The 16,766-nt window shown below is 72.6% G+C and carries 17 protein-coding genes; 4 read left to right on the plus strand and 13 right to left on the minus strand.

The features are described 5' to 3' along the window. The first annotated feature begins 6 nt into the window (after positions 1-6). Positions 7-297 carry a YiaA/YiaB family inner membrane protein gene (locus ACIBO8_RS29300; RefSeq protein WP_396118565.1) on the plus strand — a complete coding sequence of 97 codons (291 nt, stop codon included), beginning with the start codon at positions 7-9 and terminating at the stop codon, positions 295-297. Here ACIBO8_RS29300 and ACIBO8_RS29305 read toward each other — a convergent pair. From ACIBO8_RS29305 to ACIBO8_RS29325, 5 genes are all read right to left on the minus strand, one after another. Next, complete coding sequence (locus ACIBO8_RS29305) at positions 294-713, minus strand: DUF1810 domain-containing protein (RefSeq protein WP_396118566.1); 420 nt, start codon at positions 711-713, stop codon at positions 294-296. The two genes, ACIBO8_RS29300 and ACIBO8_RS29305, sit on opposite strands and share 4 nt — an antisense overlap. A gap of 20 nt (positions 714-733) precedes the next feature. Then, positions 734-1,717, minus strand: coding sequence for a DUF4037 domain-containing protein (locus ACIBO8_RS29310; RefSeq protein WP_396118567.1), 984 nt, complete (start codon positions 1,715-1,717; stop codon positions 734-736). A gap of 17 nt (positions 1,718-1,734) precedes the next feature. Next, the gene (gene glgX, locus ACIBO8_RS29315) at positions 1,735-3,843 is read right to left on the minus strand and encodes a glycogen debranching protein GlgX (RefSeq protein ID WP_396118568.1); all 2,109 of its coding nucleotides are present in this window, start codon (positions 3,841-3,843) and stop codon (positions 1,735-1,737) included. Positions 3,844-3,981: 138 nt separating this feature from the next. Next, positions 3,982-4,785 carry a DUF2382 domain-containing protein gene (locus ACIBO8_RS29320; protein WP_396118569.1) on the minus strand — a complete coding sequence of 268 codons (804 nt, stop codon included), beginning with the start codon at positions 4,783-4,785 and terminating at the stop codon, positions 3,982-3,984. A 219-nt stretch (positions 4,786-5,004) separates the two neighbouring features. Further along, positions 5,005-6,462: an MFS transporter gene (locus tag ACIBO8_RS29325; RefSeq protein WP_396118570.1), complete on the minus strand. Its 1,458-nt coding sequence runs from the start codon at positions 6,460-6,462 to the stop codon at positions 5,005-5,007. Positions 6,463-6,524: 62 nt separating this feature from the next. Between ACIBO8_RS29325 and ACIBO8_RS29330 the strand changes: the two genes are divergently transcribed. After that, entirely contained in the window at positions 6,525-7,946 is a 1,422-nt protein-coding gene (locus tag ACIBO8_RS29330; RefSeq protein ID WP_396118571.1) for an MFS transporter, read from the plus strand. Next, positions 7,946-9,004, plus strand: coding sequence for a spore photoproduct lyase family protein (locus ACIBO8_RS29335; protein ID WP_396118572.1), 1,059 nt, complete (start codon positions 7,946-7,948; stop codon positions 9,002-9,004). The genes ACIBO8_RS29330 and ACIBO8_RS29335 overlap by 1 nt, the downstream gene beginning before the upstream one ends. Position 9,005: 1 nt before the next feature. Here the strand turns inward: ACIBO8_RS29335 and ACIBO8_RS29340 are convergent, their stop codons facing one another. The 8 genes from ACIBO8_RS29340 to ACIBO8_RS29375 all read right to left on the minus strand — a co-directional run bounded on the left by ACIBO8_RS29340 (position 9,006) and on the right by ACIBO8_RS29375 (position 16,209). Then, positions 9,006-10,199 (minus strand): EAL domain-containing protein, encoded by a 1,194-nt coding sequence (locus ACIBO8_RS29340; RefSeq protein WP_396118573.1) that lies wholly within the window; start codon positions 10,197-10,199, stop codon positions 9,006-9,008. Positions 10,200-10,308: 109 nt separating this feature from the next. Beyond that, complete coding sequence (locus tag ACIBO8_RS29345; protein ID WP_396118574.1) at positions 10,309-11,100, minus strand: hypothetical protein; 792 nt, start codon at positions 11,098-11,100, stop codon at positions 10,309-10,311. Then, positions 11,097-11,981, minus strand: a complete 885-nt coding sequence (locus tag ACIBO8_RS29350) for an ABC transporter ATP-binding protein (protein ID WP_396118575.1) — start codon at positions 11,979-11,981, stop codon at positions 11,097-11,099. Before ACIBO8_RS29350 ends, ACIBO8_RS29345 begins: the two co-directional genes overlap by 4 nt. Then, a complete protein-coding gene (locus ACIBO8_RS29355) occupies positions 11,974-12,357 on the minus strand; it encodes a GntR family transcriptional regulator (protein WP_396118576.1) in 384 nt (127 codons plus the stop codon). The genes ACIBO8_RS29350 and ACIBO8_RS29355 overlap by 8 nt, the downstream gene beginning before the upstream one ends. 47 nt (positions 12,358-12,404) lie before the next feature. After that, complete coding sequence (gene selB / locus ACIBO8_RS29360) at positions 12,405-14,162, minus strand: selenocysteine-specific translation elongation factor (RefSeq protein WP_396118577.1); 1,758 nt, start codon at positions 14,160-14,162, stop codon at positions 12,405-12,407. A 1-nt stretch (position 14,163) separates the two neighbouring features. Beyond that, positions 14,164-15,447: an L-seryl-tRNA(Sec) selenium transferase gene (gene selA / locus ACIBO8_RS29365; RefSeq protein WP_396118578.1), complete on the minus strand. Its 1,284-nt coding sequence runs from the start codon at positions 15,445-15,447 to the stop codon at positions 14,164-14,166. A gap of 29 nt (positions 15,448-15,476) precedes the next feature. Then, positions 15,477-15,767, minus strand: coding sequence for a hypothetical protein (locus ACIBO8_RS29370; protein ID WP_396118579.1), 291 nt, complete (start codon positions 15,765-15,767; stop codon positions 15,477-15,479). Next, entirely contained in the window at positions 15,760-16,209 is a 450-nt protein-coding gene (locus ACIBO8_RS29375; RefSeq protein WP_396118580.1) for an iron chaperone, read from the minus strand. Before ACIBO8_RS29375 ends, ACIBO8_RS29370 begins: the two co-directional genes overlap by 8 nt. A gap of 170 nt (positions 16,210-16,379) precedes the next feature. Here ACIBO8_RS29375 and ACIBO8_RS29380 point away from each other — a divergent pair, with 170 nt between their 5' ends. Next, on the plus strand, positions 16,380-16,724 hold the full coding sequence (locus ACIBO8_RS29380) for a DoxX family protein (RefSeq protein ID WP_396118581.1): 345 nt from the start codon (positions 16,380-16,382) through the stop codon (positions 16,722-16,724). The last annotated feature ends 42 nt before the right edge of the window (positions 16,725-16,766 follow it).

A 16,766-nucleotide genomic window follows, 5' to 3' on the forward strand; every position in this document is an offset into this window, starting at 1 on the left:
CCTGGCATGGACTCGAACCCTCAGCCGAGAGCCACGACCGCGTTCTACGTGCAGTCGGTCGCCTCGTTCGGCCTGTCCTTGACCGCCGTGACCGCCGGGATCGCGTACCTGCCGGTCGGCGCCTGGATCCGGGCCTTCCTCGCGGTCGGCCTGCTGTACGTGGTCACGTCGGCGTTCACCCTCGCCAAGTGCGTCCGCGACCAGCAGGAGGCCGGCTCGGTCACGCGCCGGGTCGACCAGGCACGGCTGGACAAGCTGCTGGCCGAGCACGACCCGTACCACGTACCGGGCGCTTAAAGCCGGTCGAGCGTCGCCGGGTCGGGCTCGCCGTCGTAGTACTTGTCGAGGACGGCCTGGAAGGGCGCGGGGTCGTCGGCGGCCCGCGCGAACAGTGTCATCGACGAGCGCAGCTTCAGGTCGTCGGGGTAGCCGAGGATCTGCCCGGCCGTGCGGCCCTCGACGGCCAGCAGCGCCCGTGCGCACTCGGCGAGCCGCGGGCCGAGCACGGGATGGGCCAGGTAGGCGCGGGCCTCGGCGAGGTCGCGGATCGCGTACGTACGGGCGGTCGGGCTGGAGCCCAGCCCGGCGATCTGCGGGAACACGAACCACATCCAGTGGCTGCGCTTGCTGCCCGCCGTGAGCTCGGCGAGCGCGCGCTCGTAGATCCCGTCCTGAGCGGCCACGAAGCGGTCCAGATCGTGCTGGTATGCCATGATCCCATTCTTCCCGCCGGTCATCCCGCGCCCAGCAGCAGGGCCGTCGCGCGGCACCGGGCCGGGCACGTCAGCACGTCGGTGGAGTCGGTGACCTGGTCGATCGTTCCCGGCAGCGCGGGCACCGGGCCGCCGCGGCGCCCGCCGTGGCGCTCGAGCAGGGCCCCGACCGCCGGATCCCGGATCGCGGTGGTGAGCGCGACGACGAAGCGGTCGGCGCCCAGGACCCGGATGTCGCGGGTGTAATAGGGCCGCGGGGCCGGGTCCACCGGCTCGGCCAGCCCGAGCTCGTTGGTCGCCGTGGCGATCCGGCTCGCGGCCGCGACCAGGGCGGCCTCGCGGGCCCGCCAGCCGGGTGCGGCCAGCGCCTCGGCCAGCATCGGCGCGGCGTCGGCGGCGAGGGCCAGGCGGGCGAAGGCGGCGCCGAGCCATTTCGGGTACGGCGCCCAGCGGCGCTCGACGAGGAACGCGAGCCGCATCAGCTCCCGCACCAGCCGTCCCGCGACGACCCGCGAGCCCAGGTCGTCGCCGGTCGAGCCGGCCCGCGCCACGAACGCCTCCTCCTGGGCCACCCGCAGCCACCCCGCCGCGAGCACATAGCGCCAGACGTCGTCCGGATACCACGCCAGCGCGGCCCTGCGCCGGGCCAGCTCGCCGGCGGGATCGTGGAAGACCGCCCCCGCGGTCAGCTCGGCCAGGGTCTGGGTGGGCGTCACCAGCCAGTCCTCGAGGCCGAAGCCGGCGGCCGGGTCCACGCCGAGGCGGGCGACGAAGAACCCTGCCGTGGTGGTCACCTCGACCCGGTCGTCGGCGACGAGCTCCGGCGTGCCAGGCGGCAGGAAGATCTGCACGCGAGGGCCGAAGTCGTGGTCGGTGGAGACCTCGTCGTCGAAGCCCAGCACCTCCGAACCGGCGCCGAGGAGCGCGGCGGCGTGCGGCCGGTCGCCCAGCAAGGGGCGAACGGACTCCTCGTAGAAGCGCCGCGCGAGATCGATTCCGGACACGGTCACCGATGGTCTCATCAATACCGGCAGCGCAGCACCACCATTGTGTGGCCGCCGACCTCGAGGGTGCCCGCCGCGCGGACCGTCTTCCTGCGGCTGGCCAGCAGCGGATCGGCCGTGTCGACCACCGTCTCCCAGGTGCGGCCGTACGCCCGCGGCGGCACGGTGAACGTGACCTGCTCCGGCAACGGGTTGAACAGCACCAGGAACGACGCGTCGGTGATCGCCTCGCCGAGGGCGTCACGCTCCGGGATGCCGTGACCGTTGAGGAACACCGTCATGGTCATGCCCGACCGGGCCGTCCACTCCTGCGCCGTCATCGGCTCGCCGTCACGCCGCAGCCAGGCGATGTCCGGCACCTTCGAGTCCCCCGCCGGCGAGCCCGTGAAGAAGCGCCGGCGGCGGAAGATCGGGTGGTCGGCGCGGAGCTTGGTCAGCCGCCGGGTGAAGAGGGTGAGCACGTCGTGGTGCCGGGCGTCCTCCCAGTCGATCCAGCTCAGCTCGTTGTCCTGGGCGTACACGTTGTTGTTGCCGCGCTGGGTGCGGCCCAGCTCGTCGCCGTGGGCGATCATCGGCACGCCCTGCGACAGCAGCAGCGTCGCCAGGAAGTTGCGCTTCTGGCGTTCCCGGAGCTTGATGACCTCGGGGTCCTCGGTCGGGCCCTCGGCGCCGCAGTTCCAGGAGCGGTTGTGGCTCTCGCCGTCGCGGTTGTGCTCGCCGTTGGCGTCGTTGTGCTTGTCGTTGTAGGAGACCAGGTCCTCCAGCGTGAAGCCGTCGTGCGCGGTCACGAAGTTGATGGACGCGATCGGGCGGCGGCCGTCGATCTCGTACAGGTCGGAGGACCCGGTGAACCGGGACGCGAACTCGCCGAGGCTGGCCGGCTCGCCGCGCCAGAAGTCGCGCACGGTGTCGCGGTACTTGCCGTTCCACTCCGTCCACAAGGGCGGGAAGCCGCCGACCTGGTAACCGCCGTCGCCGACGTCCCACGGTTCGGCGATGAGCTTGACCTGGCTCACCACCGGGTCCTGGTTCACCAGGTCGAAGAACGCGGCGAGCCGGTTGACCTCGTGGAACTCCCGCGCCAGCGACGCCGCGAGGTCGAAGCGGAAGCCGTCGACGTGCATCTCGGTCACCCAGTAGCGCAACGAGTCCATGATCAGCCGCAGCGACTCGTGATGGCGTACGTTCAGGCTGTTACCGGTGCCGGTCGTGTCGTAGTAGTACTGCTTGTCGCCGTCGACGAGGCGGTAGTAGGCGGGATTGTCGATGCCCCGGAAGGACAGCGTCGGTCCGAGGTGGTTCCCCTCGGCGGTGTGGTTGTAGACGACGTCCAGGATCACCTCGATGCCGGCCGCGTGCAGCGCCTTGACCATCGACTTGAACTCCTGGACCTGCCCCCCGCGGCCGCCGAACGAGGCGTAGTCGTTGTGCGGGGCGAAGAAGCCGATGGTGTTGTAGCCCCAGTAGTTGCTCAGCCCGCGCTCGATGAGCCCGCTGTCGTGCACGAATTGGTGCACCGGCATCAGCTCGACGGCGGTCACCCCGAGCTCCTTGAAGTGCTTGATCATCTCGGGGTGCGCCAGGCCGGAGTACGTGCCGCGGACGTCCTCGGGGATCTTCGGGTTGCGGACGGTCATGCCCTTGACGTGGGCCTCGTAGATGACCGTCTGGTGGAACGGGATGCGCAGCGGCCGGTCGTTGGCCCAGTCGAAGTACGGGTTCACCACCACCGAGCGCATCGCGTACGGCGCGGAGTCGGCCTCGTTGACCGACGCCGGATCCCCGAAGTGGTACGAGAACAGCGCGTTGTCCCACTCGTTGTGCCCGTCGATCGCCTTGGCGTACGGGTCGAGCAGCAGCTTGTTCGGGTTGCACCGTAGCCCCCGCGACGGGTCGTACGGGCCGTGCACGCGGTAGCCGTACCGCTGGCCCGGCACGATCCGCGGCAGGTACCCGTGCCACACCAGCGCCTCGCGCTCGGGCAGGTCGATGCGGGTCTCCTTGCCGTCGTCGTCGAACAGGCACAGCTCCACACGGTCGGCGACCTCCGAGAAGAGGGCGAAGTTCGTGCCGCCACCGTCGTAGGTGGCGCCGAGCGGATACGGGTTGCCCGGCCAGATCTTCATGCGACTCTCCTCAAGGACGGCTTGCGCGCTGGCCTTCCCACTCCGGAGCGGGATCAACCCTCGTCGCTCGGTGATGCCGGACGCGCCGGCGTCCCGCGGCCGGGAAGCCACGGGACGCCGGGAGAACAGGGGCTGCGGTCAGCGGCGCGAGCGGTCCGGGTCGTCGAAGTCGATCTGCTCCTTGCGGACCTCGCCGGTGACGCTCTCCTCGTCGGTCACGGTCTCCTTGCCGAGCCGGACCCGCTCGACCGGGACGGCCTCGGTGCCGACCACCGGCCGCTCGGCGTGCAGCGTCACCTCGTGCTCGCTCTCGGTGATCTCAGGGCCGGAGAGCGCGTCGCCCCGATTGGCCTCGGTGATCGGCTCGCGCTCGAGCCGCACCTCCTCGCGGCTCACCGGTACGCTCACCTGCTCCTGCTCGGTCACCACGTACTTGCGCAGCCGCGCCTTGCCGACCTGCTCCTTGCGGGTGTCGGCGACGAGCCGCTCCTCGGAACGCGTCATGGCGTCGTCGTCCCGGGTCGTGGAGCTGTCCCGGTCGTAGGTCGTGGTGTCGCGGGTCGTGGTGTCACGGTCGTAGCTCGCGGTGCCGGTGGTCGCGGTGTCGTCGCGGGTGAGGTTGCCGCCGCTGGACGAGAAGCCGTAGTAGCGGTAGAGCTCGTCCTCCTCCTCGGGCGAGAGCCGGCCGTCGGGGTCGATGCGGGGCGCGTCCTTCACCTTGGCCTTGTCGAACGGCACCACGATCCGGTCGCCGCCCACCTCGGCGCGCTGCAGCGGGATGAACGACTGCTTGGTGCCGAACAGCCCGGTCTTGACCGCGAGCCATTCCGGCTCGCCGGTCTCGGCGTCCAGGTACACCTCGTCGGTGGAGCCGATCTTGCCGCCGTCGGACTCGTAGACGTCCATGCCGTACAGCTTGGGGATGTCGTTACGGGTGATCATCGTTGTCCTCTCCCGGGGGTCTGGGCCTACGCCCCGGACAATCCCCGGCCCTTTCCGCGATAAACAGCCGATCACACGACTGATTAATGGCATCCTTCCCGCGTTATTCCGCCTCCTTGCCGGGTAACAACTACGTCCCCCGACCTGCGGCGCGACGGCAGAATGACGACGGTGCCGGCCGAAATTGATCGGCCGGCACCGGCAATACGGGAATGCGGATCAGGCCGTCGCGGCGGCCGGCTCCGCAGCGGTCAACGGGGTCGCCAGCTGCTCCAGGCTCTGCCGCTCCGCTTTGATGCCCAGGACCGCCTCGACCAGCCCCGCGGCGATCATCAGCACGGCACCGATGACGAACGCCAGCACGGTGTCGCCGACCTCGCCGGTGCCGACGAGGTCGGCGAAGAGCAGCGGGCCGGTGACGCCGCCGACCGCGGTGCCGACGGCGTAGAAGAACGCGATCGCCAGGGCCCGGGTCTCCATCGGGAAGATCTCGCTGACCGTCAGGTACGCCGAGCTGGCGCCGGCCGAGGCGAAGAAGAGCACGACGCACCAGCACGCGGTCATCGTGACGGCGTCGAGCACCCCGGTGGAGAACAGCCAGGCGGTCACCAGCAGCAGCACGCCGGAGAGCACGTACGTACCGGTAATCATGATCTTGCGGCCGACGGAGTCGAAGAGCGGGGCGAGAACGAGCGGGCCGAGCAGGTTGCCGACGGCGATGACCGCGAAGTAGTAGCCGGTGCTGCCGGACGGCACGTCGAAGAAGGTCTGCAGGATCTGGGCGTACCCGAAGGTCACCGCGTTGTAGAGGAAGGCCTGGCCGATGAAGAGAGCGAGGCCGAGCGCGGCCCGCTTCGGGTACCGGCGCACGAGCGTCTTCGCGATCTGCCCGAAGCCGATGCTGCGGCGCTGATGGATGGTGATGTAGTCCTCGGCCGGCTCGAGCGTGACCCGGTCCTCGCGTTCGACGGTCTGCTCGACGTCGCGGACCAGGGTTTCCGCCTCCTCGCCGCGGCCGTGGATGAACAGCCAGCGCGGGCTCTCCGGCACGTGCCGGCGCACCAGCAGGATCACCAGGCCGAGGACCACGCCCAGCCCGAACGCCGCCCGCCAGCCCCAGGAGACCGGCAGCTGGGTGAGGATCGGCACGGTGAGCAGCGCGCCGAGCGCCGCGCCGGCCCAGAAGGTGCCGTTGATGACGATGTCGATGCGGCCGCGGTGCCGGGCCGGGATCAGCTCGTCGATCGCCGAGTTGATGGCCGCGTACTCGCCGCCGATGCCGGCGCCGGTGATGAAGCGGAACAGGAAGAACCACCACGGGGCGAAGCTGAACGCGGTCATCGCCGTACCGATCAGGTAGACGCCGAGGGTCAGCATGAACAGCTTCTTGCGCCCGAAGCGGTCGGTGAGCCAGCCGAAGAACAGCGCGCCGAAGCAGGCGCCCAGCACGTACGTGGCGGCGCCCAGGCCGGTGACCTGGCTCTGGCTGATCGAGAGCCCACTGCCGGGCTCGGAGAGGCGGCCGGAGAGGTTACCGACGATGGTGACCTCGAGGCCGTCGAGGATCCAGACGGTGCCGAGCCCGATGACGATCATCCAGTGCCAGCGGGCCCAGGGGAGGCGGTCGAGGCGGGCCGGCACGTTCGTGCGCACCGTACCCGGGTCGGTCGTGGTCATGTGACGCACCTACCCCTGGGAATGCTGCATTATGCACCCGCCACGGCGGTACAAAGGAAGCAATGCCCGAGCTCAGCCGCCACCGCCGCCAGCTGGTGCTCGCGATCTGCTGCATGAGCCTGTTCATCGTCGGGCTCGACACCACGATCGTGAACATCGCGCTGCCCTCGCTGCGCGCCGACCTGGACGCGTCCGTCTCCGGCCTGCAATGGGTCATCGACGCGTACACGCTGGTGCTGGCCAGCCTGCTCGTGCTCGCCGGATCGACCGCCGACCGGGTGGGCCGCCGTCGTACGTTCCAGACCGGCCTGGCGCTGTTCACCACGGGCTCGCTGCTCTGCAGCGTCGCTCCCGGCCTCGGCTGGCTGATCTTCTTCCGCACGCTGCAGGCGGTGGGCGGCTCGATGCTCAACCCGGTCGCCATGTCGATCATCACCAACACCTTCACCGAGCCCCGGGACCGGGCCCGCGCCATCGGCGTCTGGGGCGGCGTCGTCGGCCTGAGCATGGCGCTGGGTCCGGTGCTGGGCGGCGGGCTGGTCGCCGCGCTGGGGTGGCGGTCGATCTTCTGGATCAACGTGCCGGTCGGGCTGGCCGCGATCGCGCTCGCGGCCGTCTTCGTCCCGGAGTCGCGGGCCGCCCGGCCCCGCCGGCTCGACCCGGTGGGGCAGCTCCTGGTGCTGGTGCTGCTCGCCGCCGTCACCTTCGGGATCATCGAGGGGCCGGCGGCCGGCTGGACGGCGCCCGAGATCATCGGGTGTTTCGCGCTGGGTGCGGTCGCGCTGGGCGTCCTGATCCCGTACGAGAACGGCCGCGCGCAGCCCCTGCTCGACCTGCACGTCTTCCGCAGCGTCCCGTTCACCGGGGCGGCCCTCATCGCGGTGTGCGCGTTCGGGGCGCTCGCGGGATTCCTGTTCCTCAACGCGCTGTACCTGCAGGACGTACGGGGCCTGTCCGCCCTGCACGCCGGCTTCTGGACCCTGCCGATGGCCCTGGTCACGGCGATCGTGGCGCCGCTGTCCGGGCGCATCGTCGGCGCTCGCGGTCCGCGGCTGCCCCTGGCGCTGGCGGGCACGGCGATCGCGCTCGCCATGGTTCCGCTGACCCGGCTCACCGCGAGCACGCCGATCTGGCAGCTGATGATCGGCTACGTGCTGTTCGGATTCGGCTTCGGCATGGTCAACGCCCCGATCACCAACACGGCGGTCTCCGGCATGCCACGCGCCCAGGCCGGCGTCGCCGCGGCGATCGCGTCGACCAGCCGCCAGGTGGGAGCGGCGCTCGGCGTCGCGGTCATCGGGGCCGTCGTCGCCTCGGGCCTCGACGGCCCGTCGGCCGGCCACTTCGCGCGGGCGTCGCGGGCCGGATGGTGGATCATGGCCGGCTGCGGCGTCGCCGTCCTCGTGCTCGGGCTGGTCACCACCGGCGCCCGGGCCCGCGCGACGGCCGCCCGCGTGGAGAGTCCCGAGGCGGTGCCGGCCTGATGGACGAGCTCCTGGACATCCGGCGGATCTACGTCGAGCCCGAAGCCGCCACCCTGCCCCGCGGCAAGGAGATCCTCGCGCGCTTCCCCGGCGCCGACCTCGTCGAGGTGGAGAGCCACCACCGCATCCCCGAGCTCTACGGCGACGAGACCAACGTCCGGCGCTGGGTCCGGATCAAGCGGGAGGCGCTGGTCCTCGGCGTGAAGAAGTCGCTCACCGCCCGCCCCAACGGCCGCTCGGCCGACTTCATCGCACCGTCCACCGCCAACGGATGCGCGATGGCCTGCGCCTACTGCTACGTGCCCCGCCGCAAGGGCTACTCCAACCCCGTCACGGTGTTCGCCAACATCGACAAGATCCTCGGGTACGTCCAGCGCCACGCCGTCCGCCAGGGCAGCAAGCCGGCGCCGAACGAGTGCGACCCCGCGGCCTGGGTCTACGACATCGGGGAGAACTCGGACTGCTCGCTCGACGCCCGGATCAGCGACAACGTGCGGGACCTGGTCGAGCTGTTCCGCGGGTTGCCGGCCGCCAAGGCCAGCTTCGCCACCAAGCACGTCAACCGCGATCTGCTCGGGTGGGACCCGCAGGGGCGTACCCGCATCCGCTTCTCGCTCATGCCGCCGCGCGACGCCAAGCTGCTCGACATCCGCACCAGCCCGATCGCCGAGCGCATCGCGGCGATCGACGACTTCGTCGCGGCCGGGTACGAGGTCCACGTCAACTTCAGCCCGGTGGTCGTGCGCGACGGCTGGCTCGACGACTGGGCGGCCCTGCTCGCCGAGCTGGACGCCGCCCTGGGCCCGGCGGCGAAGGCGCAGCTGGCCGCCGAGGTCATCTTCCTCACCCACAACCGTGACCTGCACGAGGTCAACCTCGGCTGGCACCCGAAGGCGGAGGAGGTGCTGTGGCGGCCCGACCTGCAACAGGGCAAGCGCTCCGAGAACGGGGCGTGGAACGTGCGCTACCGCACCGGCCAGAAGGGACGCCACGTCGCGGCCCTCACCGAGGTGATCAACCGCGTGACGCCGTACTGCCGGATCCGCTACGCGTTCTGAGCTAGCTTCCGTGCCGGTTCAGCAGCACCCGGGTCACGGCCGCGACCGCGGGCAGGTCGTGCAGGGTCACCAGGTCCAGCGGGCGGCCCGAGCGGACGCAGACGGCGCACCCGTATCCCGGCCCGATGACCGCCGCCGCGAACTCCCCCGGGATCGGCTTGTCCAGCAGGATGACGGACCGCACGCGACCGGCCAGTTCCTGCAGCGCGGCGGTGACGCCGTCGGTCTCGGCGATGCCCGGGTCGGGGCAGGACGCGACCACCACGGCGGTCTCGTCCGCGGCGACCGCGTCGCGCAGCCGGGTCAGCGCCGCGGCGATGGCCTCGCGCGTACCGGCGGTGACCGGCCCGCCGCCTGCGGCGACCTCGAACGGGGTGCCACCGCCCTGGTGGAAGCCCGGCCGCGGTGGCGGCAGCGCGCTCGCGGCCACGGGGTCGAACCGGTGGCTCACCTGCTCGATGCGGCCCGGCCGGCCGAACAGCCAGCCCTGACCCCAGCGCGCCCCGAGCGCCTCCGCGGTGACCAGGTCCTCCTCGGTCTCGATCCCCTCACCCACGACCATCGCCCCGGTACGCTGCGCCTCCGCGCGCACCACGGCACAGACGGCGCGGGTCCGCTCGGCGGAGGGGTCGCGGATCAGGCTCATGTCGAGCTTGATCACCTCGGGCTCGAGCACCGGCAGGAACGCCAGCGACATCGGGTCCACGCCCACGTCGTCGAGCGCGAGGCTGTTGCCCCACTGTTGCGCCTGCCCGGCGATGCGCAGCAGGCTGCCGGGCAGGGCCGGCAGGGCGCGCTCGGTGAACTCCAGGATCTCGCGGAAGGGCAGGCCGCCCAGGATCAGCTCGACCAGCCGCGGTGACAACGGCTGGTCCAGCGCGGCCGGCTCGGCGTTGACGAACACCAGCGGCGGGGCGACGGGGGCGGCGACGGCGCACTCCAGCGCCCGCTCGGAGCACAGCATGTCCAGCTCGCCGAGCCGGCCCGCGTCCCGGGCCGCAGCGAACAACCGGTCCGGGAACTCCAGGTCGGTGCCGGCCGGACCGCGGGCGAGCGCTTCCACGCCGACCACCGTACGGGTGGACAGGTCGACGATCGGCTGGAACAAGGGCTGCACGAGCCGCTCGGCCAGCACCGCCTCGATGTCGGTGCGGGCCGGCGACGACGCCTGGGCGGGCGCATGACCGGCGTGCATCCCCAGCTCCCTCCGGTGGCCTCACCAGACCTATCGGCACCGGAGCCGAACCCGTAAGCCGGGGCGCGCAAAAGGGTCCGCTGCGGCGGGTGGGACCACTGAGGCGGGGTCAGGCCGCGAGGCGGCGGCCGGCCCGGCGGGCGATCAGCACCGTGACCAGCACGTACGCGATCATCAGCACGGTGGCCGCGTAGCCGAGGCCGTCGGCGAACGAGATGTCCGCCGTCCAGTAGCGGTCGTCGTCCGGCGAGAACTGCGGACCCGCACCCGGGCCGGCGCCGAACGGCAGCAGCGCGACGCCGGCGTAGACGGCCGCGATGCCGAAGGGCCACCACACGAGCGACACCACGAGGGTGCGCAGCGTACGGCCGTAGATCAGGCCCAGGAGACCGGCCACCGCCGCGGTGAGCACCGTCTGCATCACCATGAACCCGACGTGGTTGAGGTGCAGCAGCTCGATCAGTTCGTAGAGGTCGTTCGCGAGCAGCGTGTACCGCGCCGCCACCAGCCGGTACGTCAGGGCGGGCACCGCCGTGCAGAGCGCCCCGGCCGTCAGCGCGCACAGCAGCTTGGTCACCACCCAGCGGCCCCGGGGCACGGACTGCGTGAGGACGTACGCGACGGTGCCCTCCTCCCGCTCGCGGGCGAAGAGCGGCACGCCCAGCACCAGTCCGATGACGACGGGCACGAGCGCGGCGACCAGCTCCATGCCGAGAATCGCGTGCATCGCGGAGCCGGTCGGCCAGCACAGGTTCGGGTTGACGCAGTCCGGCATCCCCCGCGCGTCGAGCTGCCGCTGGACGACACCGGAGGCGTACCCCAGAAAGGCGGTCGAGAGACCGGACACCAGCACGGCGACGATCAGGTACGGCCTCAGCAGCCGCAGAGCGAGCCAGGTCATCGGACGGGCACCTCCTGCAACGACGGGATTCCGGGGGCCCTCAGGTAGCCCAGGAGCAGCTCCTCCAGGGTGGGGCGGTGCCAGGACAGGCGGCCGGCGAGGACCGGTTCGGCGATCCGGACCAGCGCGGTGAACCCCGGGCCGTCCGGCTGCGACTCGACGATCTCCGCCCCGTCCAGCGCGCCCAGGTCGCCGGCGCCGCCGACCGCCACGTGATGCGCGCCCAGCGCCTGCTCGACGTCGGCGGCGAGGCGTACCCGGCCGTCGGCGAGCACGACGACGTGGTCGCAGACGCCCTCGATGTCGGCGACGACGTGGGACGAGAGCACGACGGTCGTGCCGTGCTCGGCGACGTCGGCCATCAGCATGCCGACGGCCTCGGTGCGGGCCACCGGGTCCAGGTGCGCCAGCGGTTCGTCCAGCAGCAGCAGGCCCGGCCGCTTGCCGAGGGCCATGATCAGGGCCAGGCGGGCGCGGTGCCCGGGTGCCAGCGTGCCGACCTTCGCCGCCGGGGGCAGCTGCGCGGCGTCGGCGAGGCGCCGGGCGTACGGGGCGTCCCAGCGGGGGTTGAGGCGGGCGCCCAGGCGCAGGGTCTGGGCGACGGTCAGGGTGCGGTAGAGCGGGGCCTGCTGTCCGGCGTACCCGATGCACGGGAGCGAGGCATCGCCCACCCGATCCCCGAAGACGGCCAGGTGGCCACGCTGCGGTCTCAGCAACCCGGCCGCCGCGCGCAGCAGCGTGGTCTTCCCGGCGCCGTTTCGCCCGACCAGGGCGGTCACGCTGCCGGCCGGCACCGTGAACGAGCAGTCCTGCAGGGCCGGCCGGTCGCCGAACGCGTGGGTGACGCCGGCGGTGACGAGCGCCGGAACGGGTTCAGACACGCTCTGCCTCCTCTTCGGCGGCCACCTCGGTGACGAGCGCCTGGATGTCCGACGGGTCGAGGCCCGCCGCGCGAGCCCGGGCCACCCACTCGGCCAGGTCCCGGCGCAGCTCGCCCAGGTCGGCGGGCAGCGGCGGCAGCTGGTCGCGCACGAACGTCCCCGAGCCCTGCCGCGGCTCCACGAGACCCGCCACTTCCAGCTCCCGGTACGCCCGCAGCACGGTGTTGGGGTTGATGCCGGTCCGCTCGGCCACCTCGCGGGCGGTGGGCAGCCGGTCACCGGGCAGCAGCCGTCCCATCCGCACCGCCTGCCGGACCTGCTGGATGAGCTGCACGTAGACGGCGGTGCCGGTGCGGCGGTCGATCCGGAAGATCACTACAAGCACCAATCCACTAATTGACTAGTGGACTGAGGATGACCCGATCACGCGTCTTTGTCAATCACGGTTCGCCGGTCGTCCGGCAGGCGCCGCGTCGCACCGGTGCGATCCAGCAACCCCAGCAGCGGTACCGCGACCCGCCGCGTCGTGTCCAGCGCCTGGCGGGCCTCGCTGAGCGTGAACGGCTGCGGCAGCCCGGCCAGCACCTGCGCCGCCCGCTCCGGCGCTCCCGCCCGCAGCACCACGTTGTCCGCGACCTGCACGACCAGGCCGGCCCGGACCGCCGCGCCGAGCTGCCGGGGACCCAGCCCCAGTTCGGCGAGCCGGTGCGCCTCCGGAGCGGCGAAGGGCCGGTCCGCCAGGTCGGCGAAGGCCTTGTCCACCGCGGCGACCAGCTCCGGCGGCACCCCGGCCGCTCCGGCCGCCACCCGGCCCGCGCGGAGCACCAGCGGCGGGCGTACCAAAGCTTCCACGAGAGCCCGATCGGGCAACTCCAGCCGGTGCCGCAGGGCATCCACGGGTACGCCGGGCTCGAGCGGCCGCTCCCGGGCGTGGGCGGCGACCTCCGCCGCCAGGCGAGTCCCCAGCCACGCCCAGTGCTCCGGGTCGGCCAGCCAGTCACCGGCCACGGCGTCACCCTCGGCGGGCACGCCCATGCGCACCAGCTCCCCGCGTCGGACCAGCCTGCGGCGGCGCAGCTCGCCCGCCGGATCCGGCACCCCGTCCATCCCGGCGAGCGTCACGGCCCGGGCCTCGGCCGCGCCACGCCGTTGCAGACCTGGGGGTACGACGTCGAGCACGGTCACACCGCCGGCGACGTGATGCCGGCCGGGGTCCCGCAGCAACGCCCGGTCGCCGATGCGCAGCGGCAGCGCCCGGGCCAGCCGCAGCCGTGCCGTGTCGGCGCCCAGCGGGCGTACGCGTACCGTGACCGCGGCCGACCCGGCATGCAGGGTGAGCGTGCCCGGAAGGGCCGCGACCGGATCGCCGTGCACCCGCACGTCCACGAGATCGGTGCGGAGGAAGCATCCGGGCGTGAGCAGCGCGGCACCCCGGCCGACCTCGTCCTTGCCGACCCCCCGCAGATTCACGGCGACCCGCGCCGGCCCCCGGACCGCGATGACCGGCTCCCCGAGGCTCTGCAGGCCGCGGACCCGCACGACCCGCTCCCCGGCGGTCAGCTCCAGCTCGTCACCGGTACGAAGCTCGCCGCCGCCCAGGGTGCCCGTGACGACCGTGCCCGCCCCCTTGATCGTGAACGCCCGGTCGGCCCACAGCCGCACCGGACCACCGGCCGGTGCGGGCAGCGCGGTAACCAGCCGGCTCAGCGCGGTACGCAGCTCGTCGAGCCCGGCTCCCGTGACGGCGCTGACCGCCACGGCCGCCACGGCGCCGAGCGACGTGGCGGCGATCTCCTCGGCGGCACGCCGCATCGCCGGACCGGGATCCGCCAGATCCGCACGGGACACCACCAGCAGCCCGTGGCGTACGCCGAGCGCATCCAGGGCGGCCAGGTGCTCGGCGGACTGCGGCATCCACCCCTCGTCGGCGGCGACCACGACCATGGCGGCCGGCACCGGCCCGACCCCGGCGAGCATGTTCGGCACGAAGCGCTCGTGCCCCGGCACGTCGACGAAGGCCACCGTGCCGCCGGGATCCAGGGTGGTCCACGCGAAACCGAGGTCGATGGTCATCCCACGGCGGCGCTCCTCGGCCCAGCGATCCGGCTCCATCCCGGTCAGGGCACGGACCAGCGTGGACTTGCCGTGATCCACGTGCCCGGCGGTGGCGACGACGTGCACGTCACTTCCCCACGACGGCGGTCACCACGGCCTTGTCCTGACCGGGCGGCACACATCGCAGATCCAGCAGCAGGCGTCCCCGCACGACCCGGCCCACGATCGCCGGTTCACCGAGCCGCAACGGCCGCGCGTACTCCTCCGGCAGCGCGACGGCCCACGACGGCAGCTCGAGCTCCGGAGCACCGCCCCCGCCCACCACGGCGACCGCCTCCACGACCTCGGCGGCCACCCCGGCAGCGGAGAGCTCGGCGGCGACCCGCGCCGTCCGCGCCCGCAACGCGGCCGGGTCCGCCCGCAGCGCCCGCCACGTCGGCGTCTCCGGCCCCGAGACGGTGGCCTGCAGGGCGGCCAGCGTCAGCTTGTCCACCCGCAACGCCCGGGCCAGCGGATGCCGCCGCAGCCGCTCCACCAGCGCGGCGTCGCCGAGCAGCAGCCCCGCCTGCGGCCCACCCAGCAACTTGTCCCCGCTGGCGATGACGAGATCGGCACCGGCCGCCAGCGTGGAGGCCACGTCCGGCTCGTCCGGCAGCAGCGGATCGGGCGCGAGCAACCCGGACCCGATGTCCGCGACGACGGGCACCTCCAGCCCGGCCAGCTCCCCCACCGGCACCGCCCGGGTGAACCCCCGTACGACGAAGTTGGAGGGATGCACCTTGAGCACGAACCCCGTCTCCGGCCCCACCGCCGCGGCATAGTCGTCACGCGACGTCCGGTTGGTGGTCCCGACCTCCCGCAGCCGCGCCCCGGTGGAGACGAGCAGGTCGGGCAGGCGGAACCCGTCGCCGATCTCGACGAGCTCCCCCCGGCTGACGACGATCTCCCGCCCCTGAGCGAGGACGGTGGCGGCCAGGACGAGCGCTGCGGCGCCGTTGTTGACGACATGCACACCACCCGCCGCCGGCACGGCCGCGGCAAGAGCGGCGAGAGCATCCCGGCCCCGCCGCGCACGGCGGCCGGAGCCGAGATCGAGCTCGACGTCGGTGTGCCCGGCCGCGGCGGCGACAGCCTCGATCGCGGCCGGCGAGAGAGCGGCCCGGCCCAGATTGGTGTGCAGGACGACGCCGGTGGCGTTCAGCACCGGCCGCAGCCCACCGGCGGTCCCCGGCAGAGCGGCCAGCGCGGCGGCGATGACCTCACCGGGATCCAGCTCACCGGCGCGAGCCCGCTGCTGAGCGGCGACCACCGCAGCCTTGACCGGCCCCCGCCCGATCCGCTCCGCAGCGGCGGCCAGGCGCGGGTCGTCGAGCGCGGTGTCCGTACCCGGGATCCGGCGGCGAGGGTCCACGACGTCACCGTACCGACCGGCGGCAGGATCTACCCGGAGAGGTCGTCCAGCCCCCGCTCCCAGCGCAGGCGTCGCTGCTCCAGCGTCTGCTCCCACCACGGGGTGCCGCGCTCACCGAGAGCCACCTTCGCCGCCTGCACCCGCGCGCGAGCGGGCGCCGGATCCTGACCCGCACGCAGCGCCGCGCCGACATCCCGTCGGGCGGCCATGAGCGCCCGGCGCAGCGCCGCCGCGACATCCTCCGGAATCGCGGGATCGGTCGCCCGCCAGCGCCGCCCCGAGATGACGACGAAATGCCCGTCCTCGGTGCTCTCAGGCAACGGCGGCCTTCACGAGCGCGATGACCTTCTGCTCGACGGCCGGCGTCCACTTCCGCAACGCGTACGCCACCGGCCACAGGTCGCCGTCGTCGAGGTTGGCGGTGTCCTGGAAGCCGAGGGTCGAGTAGCGGTAGTTGAACTTGCCCGAATCCTGGAAGAAGATCACGACCTTGTCGTCGGCGTTCGCGTAGGCGGGCATCCCGTACCAGGTCTTCGGCACCAGCGCCGGGGCCGCCTCGGTGACCGCCACATGCACCCGCTCGGCGAGCGCCCGGTCCTCCGGAGCCATCTGCGCGATCCGGTCCAGGAGCGCCTCGAGCCCGTCAGCCTTCTTGGCACCCTTCCTGCCCTCGGCGCGAAGCTCGGCAGCACGCTCCTTCATCGCGGCACGCTCCGCGGCGCTGAAGCCGTCGGAACCGGTCTGCGCACTCTTCGTAGCCATCCTCACGCCACCCTCTCGGCCCAGGCCCGGCGCGATGCCGGCCACCTGCGGAAAGACTAGGACCGGCCGGGACGCGCCGGCTTCTCGAATCCTGACCGGACGGCCACGCGAATCTGTGGTCCAGAACTCACCCGGCTCCGGGACGCGCCACGAGGGCTGATCATCGACGGATGATCCTCATTCTCTTGTCGCTCCTGCTCGCAGCGCTGTTCCTGATCGCCGGCGGCGTGAAGGTCGCGGGCCTGCGCCCGAGCCTGCGGATCCGCGACCACCTCGGCATGACCCCGACGGCCTGGCGAACCATCGGACTGCTCGAAGCGGCGGGCGCGGTCGGGCTGCTCGCCGGGCTGGGGGTGAGCGTGCTCGGCCTGCTCGCGGCGATCGGCTTGGCGGTGCTGATGCTGGGCGCGATCGGCACGCGGATCAAGGTGGGCGACCCGGCCCGGCTGATCCTGCTGGACGGCGCGGTGCTCGTCCTGGCCGGCGTCGCCGCCGCCCTCCAGGTCGCACGCTGACGGAGCCGGTCCTCCTTGCTCGACGCTCCATGCTCGCGTCGG

This window comes from Actinoplanes sp. NPDC049681 (assembly GCF_044465265.1).
Taxonomy (GTDB): Bacteria; Actinomycetota; Actinomycetes; order Mycobacteriales; family Micromonosporaceae; genus Actinoplanes.